Below are 19,668 nucleotides of genomic sequence, written 5' to 3'. Positions count from 1 at the left end.
AATAATCGTAGAAATATAAAAAATAGACAAAATCTTCTACAAGCCAAGTGGAAATTTTAATCCATATACATTACAATAGAGATATAACAAGGAGGTAATCATGAAAAAGAAATTATCACTACTACTAGCACTAGTAATGATGCTTACAACAGTATTCGCATCATTTCCAGTAGCAGCAGAAGAAAAAGCAGCACCAAAGAAGCATGAAATCATCGTACTACACACAAACGACGTGCATGCGAGAGTAAGAGCAGACGAAAGAGAAAAAGCAATGGGCTATGGAAAGATCAAAGCCTATAAGGACGAACTAGTAAAAGAAGGCAAAACAGTCCTAATGCTAGACGCAGGAGACACATTCCACGGAACCACATTTGCAACCATCTCTAGAGGCGACAGCATAGTAAAACTACTAAACGAAGTAGGATATGACTACATGGCACCAGGAAACCACGACTTCAACTATGGATACCAAAGACTAGTAGAACTAACTAAACAAGGTAAATTCAAAACACTAGCATCAAACGTAGTAACAGAACAAGGCAAGAGAGACTTCTTAGAAAATGATATCAAAGAAGTAGACGGAGTAAAGATTGGATTCTTCGGACTAAGCACACCAGAAACATACTACAAATCACACCCATCAAACACAAAAGGAATAGTAATAGCAGAACCAATCGAAGTAGCAAAACAAGAAGTAGCAGCCCTAAAAGCAAAAGGAGCAGACTTCATAATAGGAATCGGACACCTAGGAATCGATGAATCAACCAAAGAATCAGAAAGATCAGAAGGCGTACTAAAAGCAGTACCAGGAATCGACCTATTCATCGACGGACACTCACACACAGCAATCCCAACAGGCAAAATAGTAGGATCATCACTACTAGTACAAACAGGAGCACACTCAAACAACCTAGGAAAAGTAACCCTAACCTTTGACGGAAACAAAATCGAAGACAAAAAAGCAGAACTAATCTCATACGAAGCAATGAGCCTAGTAAAACCAGATGAAAAAATCGAAGCAATCGAAAAAGAAGTAGACGAAACTAACAAACCATTCCTAGAAAAAATCGTCGGCAAAACACTAGTAGAACTAGAAGGAAGAAGAGAATTCAACAGAAAACAAGAAACCAACCTAGGAAACCTAGTAACAGACGCAATGAGAGAAGTAAGTAAAGCAGACATCGCCATCACAAACGGTGGAGGAATCAGAGAAACCATCGCAAAAGGCGACGTAACCATGGGAGAAGTACTAACCTCATTCCCATTCACAAACTTCACAGTAACAGTAGACCTAACAGGAAAAGAAGTAATAGCAGCACTAGAAAACGGAGTAAAAGCAGCCCCAGAACTAGCAGGAGCATTCTGCCAAGTATCAGGACTAACATTTAAATACGACGACACACAAAAAGCAGGCGAAAGAGTATTCGACGTAATGGTAGCAGGAAAACCAATCGACCTAGAAAAAACATACAAAGTAGCAACCAACGACTTCATCGCAGGCGGCGGAGACCAATACGATGTATTCAAAGGCAAAACAGTAACAGGACAATACGAACTACTATCAGAAACACTAGCAAAATATATCGCAGCTAAAAAAGAAGTAAACGCACAAGTAGAAGGAAGAATCACAGTAGCTAAAAAAGACGCAAAAGCAGAAGAAGCAAAAGGATTCGAAGACATCAAAGGAATGTGGGCAGAAGAATTCATAAAATACGCAGTAGAAAAAGGATACTTCTCAGGACTAACCATGACCAAATTTGGACCAAATAACTCAGTAACAAGAGCAATGGTAGTAGCAGTACTAGGAAGATATGAAAAAGTAGAAAAAACAGAAGAAAAAGTAGAATTCACAGACGTAACAGGCACAGAATACTACGCACAATATCTAAAATGGGCAAAAGATAACAAAATCGTAGCAGGATACGAAGACGGAAGCTTCAAACCAAACAAAGAAATCACAAGAGCAGAACTAGCATCCATCATGACAAGATACCTAAGAGACTACAAGAAGATGGAAGTAAAAGGCGAAGCACAAGCATTCTCAGACGAAGCAAAACTACCAGCATGGGCAAAAACAGACATCTATGACTGCGTAAAACTAGGAATCATAAAAGGATTCAAAGACAAAGATAAAAACGACGGCACAATGTTCTATGACCCAACAGGATACGCATCAAGAGCCCAACTAGCAACCATATTCTACAACATAGACCACGCAAAATAGAATAAAATTAATGAAAAAGGAGCACACGCTCCTTTTTTTAATGCGATTATTTTTGTAGCGGAAGCATCTTGCTTCCACAGCCGAAGGCTACAAAATCTTCCCAATTACAGTCACCCTGAGCGAAAGAGCCGAAGGCTCTGGAGTCGAACGGGTATAACCATGGTGGGGCATACACTTATAAATTTCCTGTAGCGAAATCCCTCCCACCTGGTCATCCTGAGCGAACGAAGTGAGTCGAAGGATCTGACCTATATTTAACCCATCTATTCCAAAAAATATAAAAATTCTTTTCCCAACTACAGTCACCCTGAGAGGTAGCCGAATTCTGCAAATCAGCCTTCATTTCATTCGGCTTCTTTGGAACTATGCACGAGACCTGCTACGAAATCAGAGATTTCGGCTAGGGCTTCGAACGGGTATAAGCGATATTTAACCCATCTCTGCAACTACATTGTAGCGGAAGCAATCTGCTTCCATCAACTCTGACACTAAACTCTTTTCCCTCAGGCGAAGCCGTACGACAATTATTCTTACTATGTAACTCCGTAGCGGAACCTTCTAGGTTCCACAGCCGAAGGCTCTACTGAGAAAATCTTAAGGAAGATAGTCACCCTGAGCGGAGACGGCTTTGCCGTCGTAGTCGAACGGGTATAAGCGATATTTAACCAAGTCAAGACAAGTGAAAAATTTCAAAGATTTTAAAAAATAAATATAAATAAATATCCTACGCTTCTTTGGAACACTTTGCATAAGACCTGCGACGAAATCAAAGATTTCGGCTAGGGCTTTAACGCAATTAACGTCTCTCGAAAAAACCTACGGTTTTCTCTTCGAGACTCGCAGTTTCCTCCCTTCTCCCTCGAGCTCCTTCTACCCACCTCGCATTGGGGAGGTTTTGGTAGTGATTTTCTTATTCGGCTAAAATTTTCCAAACTCGCTTCGCTCAGACAGTGGAAAATTTCTTAATGCCGAAAGCAAAAATCACTTGTGGAGGCTTAGGTTGTGTCTATACCAGGATAGTGATTAAGGATTCTATGGAATAGGTAGACGGAAGGTTCTAAATTTATTTTTAGAGAAAACTTATAAAAGATTTGTTTTTGTAGCGGAAGCTATCAGCTTCCATAAACCCTGACACTAAACTCTTTTCCCTCAGCCGTCAGGCGTGTTATAACTAAACCTTTAATTTATTCCCGTAGCGGAACCTTCTAGGTTCCACAGCCGAAGGCTACAAAATCTTCCCAACTACAGTCACCCTGAGCGAACGAAGTGAGTCGAAGGATCTGACCTATATTTAACCCATCTATTCCAAAAAATATAAAAATTCTTTTCCCAACTACAGTCACCCTGAGCGAACGAAGTGAGTCGAACGGGTATAACCTCCGATGGTCAAGTCTATGCAAATTAAATAATTTCAAAAAAATAAAAAAATCCCTCCCCAAAAAACAAAAAAATAAAAAAACAAAAAAATAAAAACAAAAAATAAATTTCACCCAATATTCATAAAAAAATAAAAAAACACCAAAGTATCTTTATACAAAAATAATGCAATATCACGAAAAAGGATATAGGTAAATCAATTGTTTCAGCCGATGTAAAATAGAAAACATTATCAATTAGCATAGAAAAATATTTATGATAAAATAATAACTATTTTCCCCTCCAAAAAAACACAAGCAATATCAGATAATTGACTTAATCTTTACTGAAAAGGTATTGATATTAGATAGCTAAAGGTTTATAATAGCAATAAGAATAAAAAATCAAAAATAATACACGAAAAATTCACTTTAAAATAAAAAAATACATAAAGAAATTAGGAGAGAAAAAATGAAAAGTTTATCGAAAAGAGCCATCAGTTTAATATTGGCAGTATTAATGATCATGGACGTATTTGCACCAGTAGCGGTAGTAGCAAGTTCAAATTCACCACAGAACAATGTAAAAGTATTGGACGAAGAACCAGATTCGGAAACTAACTCTCAAAATAATGAAATCTTAATTCCGGCAACACCACAGACAAATCCCGAAGAGGATACTCTCGTGCCTGTGCAAGACCCGGCTTCAAAACCATCACAAAACTCATCTCAAAAACCAGCCCAAAACAAAACAACACCAAACCAATTATATAAATCATGGACATTGGTAAACCCTGGTAAGACCACCTACTCAAAAGGTGACATACTAGACCTATCCAAACTATCAGTAAGAGTTACTAAGACAGACGGATCAGTAGCTACTTTTTCCTATGTTCAATTATTAAAAGATACAAATTTCGACGTAATCGAAAACGTAGGCAATAAGATCAACCTACAACCTGGTAAGGGATCTGTCACATTAGTAGGACCAAACCTAAACCCAATCACTGTAAACATCGTAGTAAATGATTCCGCTGACCAGCTACAAGGAGCGAACTCAAATGATGAACTTGTGCCAGCAATAGACCCACAAGCAAATGAAGAAAACGACGAACTTGTAGTAGCAGAAAATCCAAACGATAAAAAGACCAATATAATAGAAGGAAACGAACAAAACTCTCCAGAAAAAGAAATAGATAAACAAAAGAAAGAAGAAGACGACGAACTTAAAGGAAATATACTAGACCAAGTAGCAGGAAAAGAAACAGAAGGAAATCAATCAGGACTACCAGCATTCGACCCACTAAAAGCACTTGGACTAAATAAAGAAGATAGAGAACTAACAGAAGAAGAACTAGAAGCAGGACTTACAAAAGTAGAACTTCCTACTTTAAACGAAGCACCTGTAAGCCCAGTGTTCGCAAGATCAGCATATCAATCAACAGGACTAATAGGAGATGAAAATCTTAAAGAAGACCTAGGACTAGACATGTCTGATGAATTTGCACCACAAGCAGTAGGAGCAGGAAATAATGAAGGCCCACAAAATGTTTTACAATTAGATGGAAAGAAGTTCAACATAAGGACCAACTTCCAAACAAAAGTAGCAAATGGACCAATTAGGGCAGGTCAATACTTCAAGATCAAGCTAGATGACAAACTTACTTTAAAAGATCAGTTTAGCCTACAACCACTTAGACATAACGGACAAGTAATCGCTACAGCTAAATATAATGCAGCTGATAATACTATCACTTACAAATTAATCACAGATATCAACGAAGATATCAGCGTACCTGTAAATATTCCAGTAGATTATAACCCTCAAAATATTACACCAGACGAAAATGGAAACTTTGTAGTAACCAATAAGGTAAGTGGTCTAGGAGTAATAAATCCAAAAGACTTTAACCCTAAAAAAGTAAATAAATTCGGAAACGTAACAAACCAAATTACAGAACCAGGAAGAAAAGAAGTTACAGAAATAATAGAATCAGGTGACAAAGAACACAAAGTCTACCTAGAAGAATGGTCAACACCAGTAATCGAAGATAAGAATCTAGTAGGATTTAATTGGACCTTTACAGTTACATCTGACACAGATCTTAACTCACTAGGTTACAGAGCAAACTTCACAACAGTAAAAGGCTCTGGACTTGGAGAAATAAAAAATGTCAAGATAAACGGACAAGACGCAGAACTTACTGACCAACTTGAAAACGCACTTGGTATAGTAGACTCTAAACATCACGCCCTTGAATCAGAAGCACAAGGCATTACCTACACCTTCTACACAGAAGTAACAGATAAACAATCAGCATACATGGTTGACTTCTCACTAGCACTTACCGCACAAAATAAAGTCGGAGCTAAGAGATGCATAGCAGACGAAGGCTACAACCTAGATGATATTGCTGTTGCAACTACAAGTAGAGTAGGTATGAACAACAGAACTACAATCCTAGGCGAATTCCCTATAATAGATGGAGCTAAATGGACGGTAACAGACGCAGTATCAACAGGCGACAACAATGAAATTCTACCATTAGAACAAAGAACTATCGGTGGCGACCAAGTACAAACAGGTACTCAAATAGCAGTATACAAATTAAACTCTGATGGTCAAATGGTAGAAGATAAAGCTGCAGAAGAAACTATAAGAGCAACCGAAGCTCAAGAAACATACCAAGTAGCAGACCAACCAGTAGGAACCATTGCAGCATACATTTATGACACTGCGATTAATAAAGATGAAAATCAACCGGAAGCTAAAAAAGAATTAACCCTAGGCGGAGTAGAAATTGCAATTAATGCAGAACCTCTAGCGGACGATAGCTGGCACATGGAAGAAAGCCTAGACTTTTCTGAAGAAAAAGATCCACAAGCAGTAGGAGCAGAAAAACCAGTAGGCGCAAGTCCTTTAAATCTTGATAATAAGAAATTTACAATCAGAACTAGACTTGATACCTCAACTATAACTGGACCAATACAATCAGGACAATTCTTTGAAATCAAGTTGGACCCAAGACTTATTGTAAAGCAAGGAACAACTCTTCCAAATATAGTAAACGACGGAGCAGTTTTAGCAACACCAGAATATATTGAAGGCACAAATTCAATTAAATATACAGTTAAAAATCCAATAGCTAAAAACCTACAAATTCCTTTAGCTATAGACGTTGATTACAACACTGCTAAGATACAAGAATTAGATGGAAATAAAAATACTCATCCAATTAACAACTCTATTTCTGGACTAGGCGTCGTAAGACCTGTAAAACTTCCAGAAGTAATAGTTAATAATAATGGAGACGTTGTAAATGGAATAACAGAGCCAGACGGCCACCAAGTTCTACAAATAGTTGAACCAGGTAGCGACTACAAGGTTTACATGGATGCTCATGGAACTCCAGTTGTAAAAGATGGAAAACTTGTAGCAGTAAAATGGTCAGTTACATTTACATCAACCAAAGACTTATTAGCTTTAGGCCTATCTTCTAACGCTACTACCGTAAAGGGATCTGGTCTAGGAGAGCTTAGCAACCTACTTTTAAATGGTAAAGAAATTACAACGGGTTTATCAACAAATGAAATTGAAGGCCAGTTTGGCATAGTAGCCTCCAAAAACCATACAATAAAAGAATCTACAAAAGAGGTTCGTTATACATTTGAAACAAAAATAACCAATCCTCAAGAAAAATATGCCCTAGACCTATCTGTTGCTCTTAATAATAAGAAGAAAACAGGAGCAGTAAGATTAATCTTTGACGCAAAAGACAACAAGTCATATATGGAAGATACAACTTCTAAACGCGCTGGTATAAACAACAGGACAACAATCCTAGGTGAATTTTCATCAGATACAACAGCTAGATGGACTGTAACAGACCAAGTGTCCACAGGAGACAAAAACAACGGTCTTCCAATTGCTAAGAGAGAATTAACAGGGGACCAAGAACTAACATCAGCAAAGATGGCAGTTTATGGTCTAAACGAAGCAGACGGTAAGATGGTTATAAAACAATCTGTTGATGCACAAGAGTCTAAAATAACATCAATTCCAAAAAAGGAAGCTAATCCATCAGGTCAACAACTTCCAGGTAGAATTGCAGTTTATGAATTCAATACAGATATAACTGACTCAGAAGCAGGCTATTCACTTTCTGGCGTAAACATCAGCAAATATCAACCAATAAAAATAAAACAAACATGGTCTGGTATAGATGGCAATGGAAAGATGCCAGAGCAAAAAATAGAAGTTAAAGATGCTAATGGAAATGCTCTAGCACATCCAATTGCAGTTAGCGAAGGAACAAAAGGCCAAGCTAGTAGAGAATTCGACCTTCCAGCTGTTAAGAAATGGGAAATAATAAAAGAAATAAACCCAGAAACGCAAAAGGAAGAAATAAAAGAAGTTAAAATAACTCCAAATATAGTACAAACCTTCCCTAAAGGACCAACTATTGGTGGAAAGACTTACTCCTATAAGGAAAAGTACAACTATTATTCACTACAAGATGGGGCTTATCACATCTATAACGTAATGACAGAATCTACAGATGAAAAGGATGCTGACTTTACAATTATAAAAACTGATAGCAAGGACCCTACAAAGAAACTTTCTGGAGCGAAATTCACACTCCAAAGTCCAAAGGAAACTATCACTTTACAAACAGATGCAAGTGGAAAAGCAAGTTTTAAAAACATAAGTCCAGGCACTTACACCCTTATAGAAAACGAAGCGCCTAAAGGATACAAATTAGATCAAACTGCAAAACAAATCACTGTATCCTCAGATGGTAAAGTGTCAGTAGAAGGAAATAACATTTCTATGCAAGGTGGTAAAGTTGCAACCGTTCTAGCCAGACACAACTACTACCCATCATATCCATCTTATATGAATGCAATGCACTATGGTAGCATTGACCAAAATGGAAATGTAGAATTTTATATCTACCTAAAACCAGAAGCAAATAGATCTGATGGAAGCACAAATAAAGATACAAGATTAGACCTTAACCTAGCAGGTGGAGGGAAAATTACATCTGTAGAAGTTATAGACGTAGCTCCAAATTCTAATTATAAAAATTACAATCTAAGAGCGAATGTAGTTACTGCTATGCAAAACCAAACTGCAAGTAGTATATCAGGCTCAGATGTACAAAATAAAAATGTAACTAATGATATTACAGGTAAAGCCGATGTAACAGATCCATTCACAGGCAAAACTGGCTACCAAGTTAAATTTCCAACAGCAAGATTTAATAATGACTGGGGATTCCTAGTAAAAGTTAAGGCAACAGGTGGAACTAACACAAGTACAGTTTCCTATGACTGGTTGACAGATAACCAAAGCGTTGCAAACGAAGCAAAAATTCAAGAAACAATTGGCTTATCAACAAAGTCATCAGATCCTGCATCAACAAATCCTACAAATGATGGAGTAACTTTAAATATTAGCAACGAAGAATTCGAAAAAGCAGATATTGAAGTTACAAAAGTTGATGAAAATGGAATAGATGGACTATCTGGAGCTACATTTACCCTAAAGGATGCCGACAATAATCCTATAATAGATGTTCATGCTTCTAATGAAGAAGGTAAAAAAGGTCTTGCGTCCTTTGGAAAGCAAGCACCAGGCAAGTATATTATAGAAGAAAAGAAAGCCCCTCAAGGTTACAAGAGGTCCAATGTTATATTTGAAGCAACTGTAACAGATGATGGCAAGGTAACTTATAAGGCTAAATTTAAAGATGGCAATGGTACACCTATAAATGGTGTGGACTATATCTTAGAAGATGTGGAAATTGGACAAGACCAGGATAAAGCACAAACTACAGTTGTTAACCAATCCATGACCCTCCAAGAAAAACAAAGTCAACCAGACGATGGCCGTATTGGTTGGCAAGAAGGCATTTGGGAAGCCTATGGTATAGAATCCTATAGGTATAGCGGTACTTATAATATCCAAAACGCCGTCAAGGGTGGAAAGTTTAAAATTCAATTTGACCGTAACCTTGACTTCAAGAGATATGTATATGAAATACCTGACCTAAAAGATGGATATGGAAATTTAATAGCAAAACCATACTTTAACTATGACACCAATCTTTTAACTTATGTTTTTGAAGATAATTACTCTAACGTAAACGCTTCAATTAATATAGTAGGTATTATTCCAGACAAGTACTATGCTACTCAAACAAACAAGACTAATGGTTATGACTTTAAGATAGTAGTAGACCCAGATGCTTCAGATGCTAGTACTACAAATAAGACATTAAAATTCAATGTAAAGACTGACTATTATGCTTACGACTCCCAAGGTGGATCTGGACCACTAACAAGTGAATATATTACAGACATTTACAAGGGCGATGATGGAAACATCTACCTAAGGGCTGTTTCTTATTACAACCCAACCAATATGTCTAGCGGTCAAAGAACAATTAGACTAGATTGGCTTTCAATGAAAAAGCCAAGACCAGGTTTGGAATACTACAAAGCAGATGGATATCCAGCCTTTGGATTTGAAGACTTAAAAGTCTACAAGGTATATGGAGACCAAGCAAGAAAACAAGAACTAATGCCATTATCCTACGGTATTAGACCAGAGCAAGACACTTCAAACTACTCTAGAGTTTATTCAAAATCAAATGTAAATCCTGCTATGGGATTCTCAGAGTCTGGCGGAGATGTAAGGGTTACCTATAGACCAGAATACTTAAAATCCCACGAAGGACTTATGGACTATGGTCATGAAAGACACCCTCTAGAAATTCAAGTACCTAGAGTATCAGGTAAAGAAGGCTATGTAATAGTTCAAACCTTTAAAGTTACTGATGAACAGAGATTTAAAGACTTATGGTCTGGTTACTACCTATCCAATGGAAGTAGACACACAGGTTCTTACCAAAAGGGTAACTACAACTGGGCCCTAGGTTCAGAAACAGGAAAAGAAATTCCTACTTTCTACTCTCAAAAGATTAAACTTATAAATAAAAAGTACAAACCAGGCTCATTTAAAATCAATAAAACAAATGAAGCAGATAACAAACCTTTAGCAGATGCTATTTTTGAACTAAGGGACACAGATGGCACAGCGACCATTAAAAGATATAGTGGTGCTGATGGGATAGTTGAATTTAACAACTTGGAGCCAGGCATATATACCCTTGAAGAAATCCAAGCTCCAAAAAATTTCACCAAATCAAATAGAAGGTGGCAAGTTGCTGTCTATGACGATGGAAATGTAGTTATAAGAGAAATTGGTGGATCTGGTGCTGAGCTTTCGGGCAAAAACACAATAATAATACCTGTAACTAACAAGCCAATTGGAGAAGAATTCAAAGTATATAAGAAAAAATCTGACGGTACACCACTTCAAGGTGCTAAGTTTAAAATTACAAAACAAGTTAAAGAGGGCGAACAAGGATATACCGATGAAAAAGTGTCCGACCCAAAAGGTGTTGTAAACTTTGATAAGAGTCTTACAGAAGGAACCTATGTTATAGAAGAAACTGAAGCACCAACAGGTTATAGGAAACTTGATAAAGAGTGGGTTCTAGTTATTTCTAAAGATAAAGATGGTAACCTTGTTAAAAAAGTTTATAACCATAGAGATCCATCTAGTTCAACTACTACAATTAATTCAATCCTAGAAAAAAATAATGTTAACTGGGTTAACGTAAGAGACAGAAGCCTAGAAGGTTGGAACCTATATGACAATAGACGAACAGACTGGACAGGCAACTTCCCAACACCATTTAAAATGGGAACAAGAATAGTTGGTATCAACACAAGTGAAAAATACGTCATTCAAAGATATGTCCTAAACCCAGAAGCTAATAGTATTGATTCTACTAATGGAACAATCCACAGAGAAAAAACAGAATACCAAAACATGGATTGGTACAAGGGAAATGCCGTAGCAGGAACAGACTACCAAGTATTTAAACTTAACAAAGCTGTCACAGGCGAAATCTCTGATATCAGACTTGCTGAATACGGAGCAGTAGACATAACAGATTCTGTTAAAGACTCTGCAAAATCAGTAGCAGGTAGATACGGTGAACCAAATAGATTAAGCCTAGACTTCCCAGCTACAGAAACTCCAATAGTAGTGGATGTTAAAATTCAATACACAGATTCCACTGGTGGAGTAGGTACAGGAATGGACTGGACTGAAAATGGTGTAACTTATTGGAAGTCCGACTACTACGAAAGAGTTAATATTATAAAAGAAGCTGGTCCTGTACTAGATCAAGCTACAGGTATCCAAGGAGCTTATATATCAGATAACTCCCTAGACGTAACCAACGAAGAAAAAACTTTTGGTTTCAAATTAAAGAAAGTCAAAGAAGATAATATTGGACAAGCTATCAAAGGAGCAGAATTTAAACTAACAGGACCTAAAAAAAGCGATGGTAGTAAACAAGAAGAAAGATTTATGACAACAGGTTCTGACGGAATGATATCTTTCGACAAACTAAAGCCAGGTACCTATAAGTTAGAAGAAACAAATGCAGCTCCAGGCTATGAAATAGCTAACAAGGATTGGGAAGTTAGAATAACAGACAAAGGTAAAGTTTTCATCAAAGTAGTAGCTAAACCTACTAATACAAATAACGAAGAAGGAACAGCTTCAAGATCTGCTGAACCTGAAAGCGTAGAAGCAAATACGAAACTATCCATAGTAAAAGATAGTAGTGTTGCAATGGTAAGTTCAATAGAAGAATTAAATACCAATTTATACAACAATTTATCTTCTAGTCAATTGAAACGAAGCTTAGCAGAAACAGTACTAGGTAAAGATAGTCCTGAAAACCTAGAAATAGGAAATGAAATAGTAGGCGCACCAGTAAGAGCTGGCGGTTGGGAAGATGTTGATCCTGCAAGATCAAATTCTCCGACAAATTACGAAGAAAGATTTAATTATTCCGACAACAAACAAATATCTCAAACAAAGATAATATCTATAGACAAAACTAACCATAAGTTTATACAGAGATTTTTGATTAACGTAAACCCAGATGTTACTACTAAACAGGTTTTAAAATTCCATTCATACCCTGGAAAATCAAGCCTAGTAAAAGGTGATTTTAGCTATTTAAGAGTTCAAGCAGTAGGAAATGGATCTACTATTGATAATATTGTAGGTACTCCTAGAAATTTGAAATATAGTGATGCTTCAAATAATTATAATGGTGGTAAGATCATCAATATGATCATCCAAAACAACGGAACTATTACTACACCTATTGTAGTAGAAATAGAAAAATCTTATACTCCTGGTTCACTTGTAGGTATAGGAGCAACTATCTTCCCATTAGGAGACGGCGGGACATATCCTAAGAATATGAAGATAGGCCAAACCTATAACAGTGACGCTGACATTAACTACAAAAACCTAAATCAAACCTACACAATAACTACATCTACTACTGACAACAATGGTAATCTTAAAGTAGAAGTTGGAGGCCAAGTTGGCAAAACTAAAGGTATAAAAGCTGGAGAACAAGTTGCAATATATCCTCAACCAAATGATGGTTATGAATTAGCTGATATTAAATTTAATGATATAAGCAAGTATAATCCTAGCTATCCAAGTTATCACTTTACTATGCCAGAAGGAAATGTAAATATAGTTGCGACATTTAAGAAAATTCCATCTTACAATATAAACATTGATCCTAATATCAAAAATGGTAAGGTTACAAGTGTTAAAAAACAAGCAAAAGAAAATGAAGCATTTACTTTAGAAATAGAACCAGACCTAGGCTATAAGTTACAGAACATCTATGTAAACAATGGTTGGTGGAACAATTATGTTCAAAATGGAAAGTTAACTTTAACCATGGGTAGGTCCGATGCCAATGTAACGGCTACATTTGAAAGGGATCCAAACAAAGCCATAGTAAGCTTTGATGAGTGGGGCGGATCAGGAGCCATGGGACCTTTTGAAGCTGATCTACGTTATTACAACAACTTCAAGTTGCCACAAAACGAATTTAAAGCTCCAGCAGGCAAAATATTTAGAGCTTGGTGGTACATTGATAACTATTACGATCCTGGTGACACAATAACAGTAAGAGGGGATTCAATAGTTTATGCAACTTGGAAGGATAAACCTGTTGAAACTGTAATAGTTTCCTTTGACAAGAACGGCGGAACTGGAAACATGGCAGACCAACCTGTTGAAAAGGGCAAGGCTTATGTATTGCCTGCTTGCGGATTTACAGCTCCAGCCAACAAGGAATTTAAAGCTTGGGAAGTAAATGGAACAGAATATCAACCAGAATCATCTATTACTGTTAATGCAAATACTACAGTTAAAGCAATCTGGAAAGATAAAACATTTAGTATAAACGTTGTTCCTAACTCAGATCATGGCTCTATAACAGCATCTGCTTCTTCTGCAAAAACAGGAGATAAGGTAACAATAACAGTAAATCCTGATAGTAGATATGAACTTGAAAAAATTGAAGTTCAAAATAGAACTGGAACTCCACTAGCAACTCTTTATAAAGACAACCCTAGCTTTACAATGCCAGACCAAGATGTTTACCTAAAAGCATTCTTTAAGGTTAAAACTTCACAAACTGACGAATTTAATGTTTATATTGAGGATAATAAACCGGAAAGATCTGTCAAAGTGGAACCTTCAAAAGCTAAGGCTGGCGAAAGAGTCGAAGTAAGTGTAACAATGGAAAACTCTTCCTATGCTCTAGAGAGAATTGGGGTAAGGAATTCTAGTGAACAAGAAGTTGACTTTGTAAAGACTGGGCCAAGAACTGGCTACTTCATAATGCCAGGATCAGATGTTAAAGTCTACACTACAACTAAAGAAGTTCAATCAGGATCCTATGAAGTAAAAATAGCCGATACAAAATATGGTTATGTAGAGACAGATAAGGTAGTTGCACAACCAGGAGATACTGTTAATCTTACACCTGTAGCTAATGATGGATTTAAATTAGGCTCATACACAGTTACTAATGTAGAAACAAATGAATCTATTACAATTACAGACAACAAGTTTACAATGCCAAACTCTGCAGTTACTGTATCTGCAAGCTTTACTTCTGACGGAACATCAATTCCTACTGATGGAGAAGTTGAAATACCATCTGGAAAATTTGCACAAATCACTAATAAGCAAACTGGTATTGAACTTAAGATCTTTAAGAAGAGCTCAGATGATTCACCTCTTATAGGTGCAGTCTTTGAACTTAAAAAGACAAACGAAGACTACACTAAAGACGACGAAACTTTTACAAAAGTATACGCAGAATCTGATGCAGAAGGTAATGTAAGATTCTTTGAAGATAAAGAAAAAAAGAAACCTGTAAGACTAAAACCTGGCAAATACTTGTTGACAGAAACTAAATCTCCAGCAGGTTACAAGAAGCCAGCAGCTCCTTGGAGGCTTGAAGTAAAAGAAAAAGGCGGACAACTTGTCATTACACAAAATAGTCCTAAGTACACTGCTACTTCATTCCTATCATCTGATGGAGTAAAGGCAGGAGATAATACTACTTCAAATGATAAAATTAAATACAAGTCAATAATTAAGAATATTGACCCTATCAATAAGACCTTCGTCCAAAGGATCTATATAGATACTAGAGGATGCGATGGTAAGGTCAACGTACAAATAACTCCTACAACTAAGAGAGAAGAAAGGGATACACCTTCAGCACCTCCAAAAACAATCAGTGGTGGTGTAAAGACTGCCTACAGGACAACTTATAAGGTTACAAATCCAGGAGCAAATCCACATGTAGATGAAATCCTAAAAGATTACGACTTAAGAAAAACAAATGTATCAGTAGTTAACACAGCAAGGTGGAGACCATTTGACTGGGGATTTGACGAAGACCAAATCAACCTATCTAATGATGGAGTTTATTTCATCGATATAGAAGGCTTCTACGATGACAACATCAAAGACCCTGGTGATATTGAATTAAAGCTAGACTTCTATGGAGGCGAAAGAATCTTTGCTCAAAGGACTTATGAAAATGGCCAACTAGGCTGGAAGTATGACAGTGATATTGGTGTGGATAAAGATGGTAACCAAGTTAAGAGAGACGCAGCCTACCAACAAGGTATGGAAGCTCTTTATAAGTATTATGAAAGTATATATGGAGCAGATAAAGCAAAGACATGGTTCTATAGTAATCCTGACAATGGGAAGTATGATATTTGGTTAAGAAAGGGTGCAATAATTTCTGGCAAAGACTACGATGCAGGTAGAATTGTATTAGCAACTGACAAAGAAAATCCAAACAATCCTAAAAATACTACTCCAATTCAAACTTCAAAAACCAAGGCAAATATCAGTGAATTGTATTCTTCAGATGTAATCAAGACAGTGCCTCAAGAAGGAATGACAATTACCAACGAAGATGAAACTTACAACATCACCTTCTCTAAGCACGCCAAGTTAAAAACTGACGGGTCACAAGAAGATTTCAACAAAAATAGGCTTGAAGGTGCAGTATTTAAACTACAAAAGAAGGAAGGTTCCTTCTGGTATGACCGTGATGAGTCCTATGTAGCATCAGCCTTCAACGGTTACTTTGGTTTTAGAAGACTAGAACCAGGTCGTTATAGACTGCTAGAAGTTACACCTCCTCAAGGTTATAAACCTATAGAGGGCCCATTACTAGAGTTTACAATCAAACAAATTGACACAAGGTCTGGAAAGATTATCAATCCAAACACTAAAAAAGAAGTTAATTTGGTAGACTTAACAATAGTAGACCCTAATAATGAAAAGGAAATAGCTCTTAATACAGCAAAAGCTAAGATAAAAGGCGATAAAACTAACACGGTCTATAATTTTAGCGACTTAGTTAAAACTGAAAAGTTTGACATTGAAACTTGCCTAATCTTAAGTACGGTTAATGATGATAAGGGAAATCCAAAAGAAATCCCACTAAAAGAAGCCAACTATCTTGACCCCGAAACCAAAAAACCAATGGGTAGAATTATTTCAGGAGCCCAAGGTTATATCTCACTTGAATACAAGCCAGGCGGATATGTAGCAGAATATGGTAATGCCAGCTCATCAGGTGGAGCTCTAGTGGACTATGTAACTTCAGCAACTGCTAAGAACATGGGTAAGATTCTAAATGAAACTCCTGGTAAAGGTAAAGTTACTATTAAGAAGCTTGACGAAAATGGAAAGGCTTTGGGAGAAACTACAGATAAAGAAGGAAAATTAATTCCTGGAGCAAAATTCGAAGCTATTAGAACAAGTGGTAAGAAAGACAAAGATGGTAATCCTCTAGCTGAAGCTAAATATGATGGAACTGTAGATAAAGACGGTATCCTTGTAATTGATGGCCTACCAATTGGTAACTACGAGCTAAAAGAAATCGAAAACCCATCTGGTCACATAAATACTGGACAAGTATGGCACTTCACAGTCGGCGGTAAAGACCTAGACCCTTATGCTGGCGACATAGCAAGGACAGGTCAAGACTTGACAAGCAAAATTAGTATAGAAAAATCTGAACTAAAAGTTGTAAGACCAAATGCTGATGATGAAAAAGCCACAGGTTATGAAAGAAATCAGGTAATCAGACCTCACGTTGGACAAAGTTTAGAATTTGACAATGAATTTAAACTCGATCCAAGTATCGAGATAAAACCTGGAGACTACTTTGTACTAAAACTATCTGAAAACATGGACCTAGAAGGTGTTAGAACAGATGGCGCTTCTAACCTAGACCTATTTGCCGATGGAGTTGGTACTATTGCCAAGGCAGACTATAACAAAGAAGCAGGAACAATAACTTACACATTCACAAAATATGCTGAACAATATAAGTTATTGAACTTCGAAAACAAACTAGCGGCTCATATTAGCCTAGCAAAAGTAAGAAACTCTGATCCAAATGCTCAAGTTGGATTAAGTGTTGGAAACTCTGCAAAAAATCACAACATAAATATAAAATATGTTGTTGATACAATTGAAGAATCCTACGATAACGCTACAGTCAGCCTAGCATCAAAGATTACACAATATAACACAAAAACAGGCGAGTTTGTTCACTACTTCTATGTAAATAGAGATAGACAATACAATAACAAAGACCAGTATTTCACATACACTCCAAATGTAGCTGTTGATGATTTACAATTGACTTACTACAAGTTAAGGTATAACTCTGAGTATTATATCAACCAATCTATGCCAGAGTCCTTTGCTGTAAATGAATCTGATTCTAATCTAGTAAGGAGTGGTGGTACATCTCCTGAAGATGTTGCAGCAAATAAAAAGGTAACTTACAATATAGGTAATCTTGGACCTAAAGGTTCAATGATAATAAAAGTTACTGGTCGAATGAAAGCAACTGGAACTGAAAAACAAGTTCTATCCTATAAAGGAGTATCTGGCCTATATAGTAAGTATTACTATTATTACGACTATTGGGGAAATTACATTGGAGAACATGTATCTAATTATCCAATTGTATACAGATGGGATGCGATTTATGCCTTTGACAATACAAATACAGCATCTGCTGATTTAACAATAAGTGCAATTAACCCATCTAACAAGATTCAGTTCAAGAAGGTTGACCCATATGGCAATGTAATTAAACCAGCATTAAACGAACAAGGCGAAGTAATAAAGGATACTAAGGGTATCGTAAAAGATGCCGCTTACTTCTCACTTTTCAAAAATGGTGGTACAGCAAAAAATCCAAACACAACATGGAATCCAATTGGAAATGCAAAAGCTGTTGACAAAGATGGCCTTGTTGCCTACGAAAAACTTGAAAAAGGCTACTACAAGGTCGTTGAAACTACAAGTCCTCCAGGATATATAAAACCGACAGAAGCAGTTACCTACTTCAAGGTTGACGAATCTGGAAAGATATACAGAAAAATCACTGTATCTAATACTGGAAGCTCAGTAACAACTGGCGATATCTGGGAAGAAGTTGACGGAACAGTTCCAATTGAGATTGTAAACAACAAGCCAATTGAGTTTGAAAAAATTGATGCTGATGATAATATTAAGAAGCTAGAGGGTGCAGTCTTTGAAGTTGAATACAAAGAGAAAGAAGATGGCACATACGAAACCATTAAGGTCAAGAAAACTGTAAACGATAAAGAAACAGAAGTTCCGATGACTGTAACTTCTGGCAAAAATGGTAAGTTCAAATTAGAAGTTACAAAAGACGGATACTACGCTCTTAAAGAAACTAAGGCGCCAAAAGACTATGGTAAATTCCCTGGTTATATCAAAGAGTTCAAACTTGAAAAAGGAAAAGTTCAAGTACTTGAAAAAGATCCATCTAAGGCATCCTTAACAAAGGGCGCAAAGGGATTAATAACAAGTCAAGTCCTAGAAGTTGATAAGACAAAGAAGACATTTAAGCAAAGACTAATAATAAACCCTGGACATAAATTCAATATGGATCCTTATGGTACTCAATTTTATATAAGATCAGTAAATGATCCATTTAATAAAAATGTGACAATAAATAGTGTAAAGACAGCTGTTGTAAAACAAAATGAATCTATAGATTCATTAACAGGTCAAAGCTATAAAGAATTTGATTCAACAAATAATTCAGGTAATATCTTATATAAACAAAACTTAATAGAATTATATAAAATACCATATCAAAACTGGTCTACAAATATTGATGTAACAGATGCCTTAGTAATTGAAGTTACTGGTACCTTCACTGATGAAAAACCTGCTAACTTTAAGGTTGAAATGATAAGTGATCAAACCACATATGATGAAATAACTTATACTGTAGATTTAAATAATTTCTCAGCAGGCAAGGGAGCATATGTAGACGCAAAAACTCCAATAGTTGTTGAAAATAAGAAGGCGGAATATCCAAGTACTGGTGGTATGGGTACATTCATATTTACTAGTATAGGGATGTCACTTATTGGTCTTGCTTATCTAAGCTACAGGAGAAGAAGGGGGCTGGTTTTCGATGAATGATTACAAAGATAACCAGAGGTACCCTCCATAGTGAAAGAGCATTCGATGAAGAGAATTCCGTAGCGGAAGCAAATTCAATGAAGACAGTCACCCTGAGCGGAGAC

The 19,668-nt window shown here is 36.6% G+C and carries 2 protein-coding genes; both read left to right on the top strand.

What is annotated here, in order from left to right; all coding sequences use genetic code 11:
• The first annotated feature begins 100 nt into the window (after positions 1 to 100).
• Positions 101 to 2,224, top strand: a complete 2,124-nt coding sequence (locus HMPREF9225_RS00500) for a 5'-nucleotidase C-terminal domain-containing protein (RefSeq protein WP_008900953.1) — start codon at positions 101 to 103, stop codon at positions 2,222 to 2,224.
• Positions 2,225 to 4,051: 1,827 nt separating this feature from the next.
• Complete coding sequence (locus HMPREF9225_RS00495) at positions 4,052 to 19,564, top strand: SpaA isopeptide-forming pilin-related protein (protein WP_008900950.1); 15,513 nt, start codon at positions 4,052 to 4,054, stop codon at positions 19,562 to 19,564.
• Positions 19,565 to 19,668: the final 104 nt, after the last annotated feature.

The organism is Peptoniphilus duerdenii ATCC BAA-1640 (assembly GCF_000146345.1).
In the GTDB taxonomy this organism is placed as follows: Bacteria; Bacillota; Clostridia; order Tissierellales; family Peptoniphilaceae; genus Peptoniphilus_B; species Peptoniphilus_B duerdenii.
The sequence above is the reverse complement of the archived record's forward strand: the minus strand, read 5'-3'. Positions and strand labels throughout refer to the sequence as shown.

Excerpts from the sequence above, each read along its gene's own strand:
- HMPREF9225_RS00500 (WP_008900953.1), top strand. The coding sequence starts at position 101 with ATGAAAAAGAAATTATCACTACTACTAGCACTAGTAATGATGCTTACA.
- HMPREF9225_RS00495 (WP_008900950.1), top strand. The coding sequence starts at position 4,052 with ATGAAAAGTTTATCGAAAAGAGCCATCAGTTTAATATTGGCAGTATTA.